Source organism: Allobosea sp. TAB14 (assembly GCF_052113865.1).
GTDB lineage: Bacteria > Pseudomonadota > Alphaproteobacteria > Rhizobiales > Beijerinckiaceae > Allobosea > Allobosea spartocytisi.
Genome location: NZ_JBFRDQ010000235.1, coordinates 1 through 5,991 on the forward strand (window position 1 = coordinate 1; position 5,991 = coordinate 5,991).

The 5,991-nt window shown below is 65.6% G+C and carries 5 protein-coding genes; 1 reads left to right on the forward strand and 4 read right to left on the reverse strand.

The annotated features are described in order from the left end of the window. The 4 genes from AB4Y99_RS24805 to AB4Y99_RS24820 form a co-directional block, all read right to left on the reverse strand. The coding region (locus AB4Y99_RS24805; protein ID WP_441525190.1) for a carboxylesterase family protein at window positions 1–501 on the reverse strand (501 nt) is incomplete at its 3' end. A gap of 126 nt (window positions 502–627) precedes the next feature. Next, the gene (locus AB4Y99_RS24810; RefSeq protein WP_441525191.1) at window positions 628–2,193 is read right to left on the reverse strand and encodes an ABC transporter substrate-binding protein; all 1,566 of its coding nucleotides are present in this window, start codon (window positions 2,191–2,193) and stop codon (window positions 628–630) included. Window positions 2,194–2,208: 15 nt separating this feature from the next. Continuing rightward, window positions 2,209–3,396, reverse strand: a complete 1,188-nt coding sequence (locus AB4Y99_RS24815; RefSeq protein ID WP_441525192.1) for an ROK family transcriptional regulator — start codon at window positions 3,394–3,396, stop codon at window positions 2,209–2,211. Between the two features lie 353 nt (window positions 3,397–3,749). After that, window positions 3,750–4,427 (reverse strand): GntR family transcriptional regulator, encoded by a 678-nt coding sequence (locus AB4Y99_RS24820; RefSeq protein ID WP_112763253.1) that lies wholly within the window; start codon window positions 4,425–4,427, stop codon window positions 3,750–3,752. 184 nt (window positions 4,428–4,611) lie between these two features. Between AB4Y99_RS24820 and AB4Y99_RS24825 the strand changes: the two genes are divergently transcribed. Then, complete coding sequence (locus AB4Y99_RS24825; protein WP_248311216.1) at window positions 4,612–5,712, forward strand: sugar ABC transporter substrate-binding protein; 1,101 nt, start codon at window positions 4,612–4,614, stop codon at window positions 5,710–5,712. Window positions 5,713–5,991 lie beyond the last annotated feature (279 nt).

Below are 5,991 nucleotides of genomic sequence, written 5' to 3' on the forward strand. Positions count from 1 at the left end.
GAATTCCTCGCCGAAGATGCGCCCACCTTCGAGAAAGCCGAGCAGGCCGAGCCGATGTCCGATCGTGACGCACGTGATGCCGGCTCGGGCAAAGACCGCTCCGTCATAGACGGGCCGGCTTGTCCCCCCGACGGACTGGCCGCCGCCATGCAGCCAGACCAGCACCGGATGCGGCCCCGCCTCGGCCGGCGACCAGATGTTGAGATAGAGGCAATCCTCGCTCGTCGGCACGGCGGGCATGGCGTCGGGATCGCCGGGATAGAAGCCCGGATCGGCTGGCTGCGGCGCTGCCGGCGCGAAGGTCGTTGCCTCGCGCAGGCCGGTCCAGGGCGCAAGCGGCTGCGGCGGACGGAAGCGCAAGGGACCGATCGGCGCGGCGGCATAGGGCACACCCTTGAATGACCGGATCCCGCCGGAGAGCACGCCGCGCAGCCGGCCGAAGGGCGTATCGACGGTGAGAGCTTCGCCGGAGCGGGCGCTTGCGGATGGATCGAGTGACATGGGTGCGGATGTGTCGCGATGCRGCTGCGGCCGTGGGTCATACCGGGCCTTCACCGGAGTGCCCGCTGCCGGCGATGCGAGGCAGCAGGCGCTCCGGGAATTGCGGCAGGGCAGAGCGCCGGAGGCCTATTTGCGGGCGATGTTCCAGTAGACCGGCGCCGGCGGGGTCAGGAGCCCGGTCAGATCAGTGCGATAGGCCCGGATCTGATATTGGACGCCGATCGGGACATAGGGAACGGTCTGAGCCGCGCGCAATTGGATCTTCTCCGCCAGCGCCTTGCGCTGCGCGCCGTCAGAAAGATCGGAAAAAGCGGCCCGCATCTTTTCGATATCGGCATCGCAGGGCCAGCCGAACCAGGCCTTCTCACAGTTCGAGCGAAGGCCGAGATGGCTGACCGGCTCCATCATGTCGAGCCCGCCCGGCCCCGAGATGAAGATCGACCAGCCGCCCTTGCCGACCGGCTCCTTGCTGGCTCGGCGGGCGACGACCGTCGCCCAATCCATCGCCTGCACATCGGTCTTGAAGCCGATGCTCTTCAGCAAGGCTTCGGCCACCATGGTGAAAGCGTGGATATTGGCATTCTCGGTGGCGTCGAGCAGCACCACCGGAGTGCCGTCATAGCCGGCTTCCTTCAGGAGGGCCTTGGCCTTGTCGAGATCGACCGCTGGAAAGCCGGCCTCGGTGAAATAGGGAGACGAGCAGACGTAGAAGGAGCGACAAGGCTTGCCGAGGCTCGGATCGTCGATCACCGCGGAGAGGAACTCCGCACCGTCGACGGCATGGAGCAGGGCCTGCCGCAGCTTCGGATTGTCGAATGGCGGCTGGGTCGAGTTGATACGGATCTGCTGGGCGACGCCGATATCGTCCTGGCGCTCGAGAGCGATGTCCTTCGACGCCTTGGCGAGCGGAATGAGATCGCCGGGAATCTCCTCGCTGATATCGAGTTCACCCTTGATCAGGGCGTTGATCGCGGTCTGCTGGTCCGGGATGATCTGCCATTCGACACGATCGACCTTGACCACCTTGCCGCCGGAGAGGCCGGCCGGCGCCTCCGGGCGGGGCTTGTATCCAGCGTTCCTGGTGAACACCAGCCGGGCGCCGGCCAGCCATTCGTCCTTCTTGAAAACGAATGGGCCGGAGCCGGTGTGATCTGTCACCGCCTGATTGGGTGGCGTCGCCGAAGCGACGCGGGCCGGCATGATGAACGGCACGGGCGCGCCTGGCTTGCCGAGGGCGTCCAGCACCATTCCCCAGGGCGAGGTCAGCGTCAGGCGGACCGTCTTCGCATCGACCGCCTGCCAGCTCGCACCACGCTGGTTGAGCTGCTGCCCTATGCTGTCGTTGACGCTCCAGCGCTTCAGCGAGGCGATCACGTCGTCAGCCGTCACGGGCTGGCCGTCGCTGAAAGCGAGGCCATCGCGCAGGACGAAGGTCCACACCTTGCCATCGGCAGAGGTGTCCCAGCTTTCGACCATTTGCGGCTTGATCGCCAGCTTGTCGTCCACCGCGAACAGCGTGTCGTAGACCATGTAGCCGAAATTCCGGGCCATGGAATCCGAGCCGAGGAGCGGATCCAGCAGCTTCACGTCTCCGGACGGTTTGACCTTGAGAACGCTCTCGGCGATGGCCGGCCCCGTCAACACGAGCATGGCACCGGCGAAAAGCGCCGCCGTCACTGTTTTCAGACTCATTGTCCTCCCCCCTTTTTATTGTTCGATGAAGTGATGCGCGGCCCTGTTCTCGGCCGCTTCCGCGGGTCGCATCGCGCCCCGTTGCAGATAGGCGTGGGTGGCTAGCGCCAGCCCGGCGGCCGGCTCCCGCCCCAATTCCGCATTCGCGAAGGTGAGGTTCACGGCTGCGGCTCCGCCGAACAGGCTGGCCTCGATGCCGCCGAGCACGCTGGCATGCATCTTTTCGCCCAATTCCGCGGGCCAGCCGGCCACCACCACCCGTCGGATCGGCGTCAGGTTGAGCGCATTGCCGATGGCGTGTCCGAGGCGCGCCAAACGCGTCGCGAGGTCGGCCTGCGCGCGGGTCGACAGTTTGAGCCGGCCCGCCTGCCATTCGTCCATCGCCAGCAAGTCCTGCTCGCGCAGGCCGATGGCCGGCGCGACGGCCGCCGTGGACACATAGGCCTCGAGACAGCCGGAATGGCCGCAGCGGCAGCGGGGCCCGCGGGGATCGAGCACCATATGGCCGATCTCGCAGGCGGCCACGTCCCCGCTCGCGGCGAAATCATCGACCAGGGCGGCGGCCACGCCATGGCCGACGAAGGCGTAGAAATAGGGGCCGCCGGCAAGATCGACACCGAGCTTCAGCCGATGGGCGACGGCGCGGGTCACGATCGAATTCGCCGCGAGCAGCGGCACCGAAGGCAGTGCGGCCTGGATCTCCCTCAGGAGCTCGGCGGGGTCGAGCGCGATGATCGGATTGGCGCGCAGATTCTCATGATAGCCCGGGATCGACACCGCGAGCTGGCAAAGCCGGATGCCCGCCCGGTGCAGATGATCGGTGAGCTGATGAAGAGCGCGGCGATAGGTCGACCTCACCGTTTCCGGCTCTGCGCCGTCCGGCAAATCCAGCCATTCGGAAAAGCGGATCTCGCCGGTCAGCGACCCGACGCCGATATGGACACGGCTGCCGGAGAACTCGATCGTGCCGACATAGAGATCGTTACTTAATGTAAGAAAGGAGCTCGGACCGCCCTGGTAAGGCGCGGTGCGCTTCGACTCGTCGATCAGCCGCTCGGATTTCAGCTCGGCGACGATGCGCGAGATGCTCGCATCGGTCAGCCCGACATGATCGGCCAATGCGGGGCGAAACGAGCCGCCGGAGCACCAGAGATAGCGCAGGACAGCCGATCGCGTTTCCCGCCGGCTTCGCGGCTCCCGCATGCATCCTCCCGAGTTTATTTTTACTTTATGTAACGATGCTGCTGTGCGCTGGCGATCTTGTCAATATCGCCATACCGGCTCTCGGAATGGAAACGCCATGCAGGTGGTGGCAAGCGTGGGGCAGACAGGCCGACGCCCTGCTCGACTCGGGGCCGGACGTCAGGCGAGACAAAAGGCAACCCTGCTTCCGGGCGACGAGCGAGAGGCCACTGGCGGCTGGGCCCTCCCCGCAAACGTTGCGCAATCCCGATGCCGCATGTGGACGAACGCGCCCTACTGCGCGCAGCGCGTCTGCAAGGAGCCGCCTACGTATCTCGGATGGGTCAGCCGTAACGAGGAGAGCCGCCCGCCGCTCAGATATCGAGAAGCCCGGCCAGGCTTTTCGCCGCTTGCTCGATGTCGGCTTGGAGGGATCGTCTGGCCGCCGCGGCATCCTTGCCTAGCAACGCCGCATGGATCGCCTTGTGGTCGCGATTGGCGCTCGTCCAGTTGTCGGTCTCTTTGAGCAGGTTGATGTAGGGCCCGATCTGCAGCCAGAGCGACTCGATGATGGCCATCAGGGCCGGCGAGGCGGCGGCCTTGTAGATGGTGAAGTGGAAGTCGCGATTGGCCGGCACATAGCGGGCGCGGTCCTTCTCGGCCTTCGCGGCGTCCATGATCGCAATCAGCTCTTCCAGATGGCGCAATTGCGCCGGCGTGATCGCCGCAGCGGCCCACTCCGTGGCCATGCCCTCGATCTCGCAGCGGACGCGCCTGAGGTCGTCGAGTCGTTCGGCGCTGAGCGGCGGGATGCCGACGGAGCGGCCAGCCACCACGGTCAGGGCCTTTTCGGCGACGAGCCGGTGCAGCGCCTCCCGCACCGGCATGGCGCTGACGCCAAAGGCCTCGGACAGGCTGCTCACCGTCACCGTACGGCCCGGCTCGATGTCGCCGTTCAGGATCATCTCCCTGATCCGGCCATAGACATGCTCCTGGATCGTCGCGCGGGAGATGGGTGAGTAAGGCAGCTCCTGAGGGCGCACGAGGCTCATCGTCTTGAAATCCAAGGTGTTCGTCGGGGCGACCATAGCGGTCGCGGGCTCGACATCAAATCCGCATTGCATTGATATATGATTTGTGATCTTTGATCAAAAGAAACGAGGCGCCGGTCAAGGCGCCCTGACGATTGAACGCCACCGCGTCGGGGAGRACCTCATGATGAAAAAGAAGCACTTGATGGCTGCTGCCGCCGCGCTGGCCTTGTCCGCAGCCGGAGTCTCCGCCGCGCAGGCCCAGGCCAAGCACAAGATTTTCCTGTCGATGAGCTATATCGGCAATGATTGGCAGGGTGAGGCCGCCAACATGATCAAGGCCATGGCGGCGTCCAAGACGATGGCCGACAAGGTCGACCTGCAGGTCCAGGTCGCCGGCCCCAACGCCCAGCGCCAGATCCAGCAGATCAACGCCATGGTCCAGGCCGGCGCCAAGGCGATCATCGTCTTCCCGATCTCGCCGACGGCGCTCAACGCCGCGGTGAAGAACGCCTGCGAGAAGGGCGTGACCGTCATTGCCTATGACGGCGAGATCACCGAGCCCTGCGCCTACAACGTCGCGATCGATCAGGAGGAGGCCGGGCGCGTCACCGCCGAATGGCTGGTCAAGAAGCTGAACGGCAAGGGCAACATCGTCTCGATCACCGGCGTGCCCGGCACTTCGGTCGACACGCTGCGCACCAAGGCGGCAAAAGAGGTCTTCGCCAAGCATCCCGACATCAAGATCGTCAACGAGGCGGTCGGCATGTGGAGCCAGGCGGTCGCGCGCACGGAGCTGTCGAAGATCCTGGCCACCCGCAAATGGGACCAGATCGACGGTCTCTGGATGCAGGTCGGCTGCTACACCGCCAATACCATGCAGATCGAGGCCGGCATCCCCGAGGACAAGCTGAAGCCCTGCGCAGGCGAAGGCTCCAATGGCGGGCGTGTGCAGATGCTGCCCACCGGCACCGAGGTCGAAGGCGCCAACGGCACCTACAAGCCGATGGCCGCGCCGCGCATCTCCTACGCCTCGCCGCCCTATTCCGGCGCGCTGGCGCTGAAGCTCGCCGTGGCGAAACTGGAAGGCAAGGACGTGCCGAAGAAGACCGTCCTGCCGCTGCCGGTCGTCACCAACGAGACGATCAAGCTCTGCCAGGAAGGCACCTGGGACGAAATGAAGGCCGGCTGCAACGCCTTCAAGCCCTCGATCGTGACCAATCCCGGCTGGTTCGCCTCGATCTTCTCGAGCGAGACGCCCGAGATCGGCCTCAACGCCGCCCTCGTCGGCCAGCCCGAGAACTGATCGCAGAATCGCCGCGCCCGGTTAGGGCGCGGCAGGAGGATCCTGCTCGTTCCTTCAGCATCGGATTTTTCCGAAAAGTGGATTCCACTTTTCGGCCCGGTGCTCCAGCGCCCGGCGGCGCCACGTCGCCCGGCATCCCGCTACCGCCAACGCAGGAAGGACGGCCGCCCGTGCTTCAGCGCGAGATTTCCCCTGACGGCGCCCCTGTCGCGATCGCCGCCCGCGACATCCGCAAGGTTTATGGCGCGACTATCGCCGTCAACGATGTCGGCTTCGACA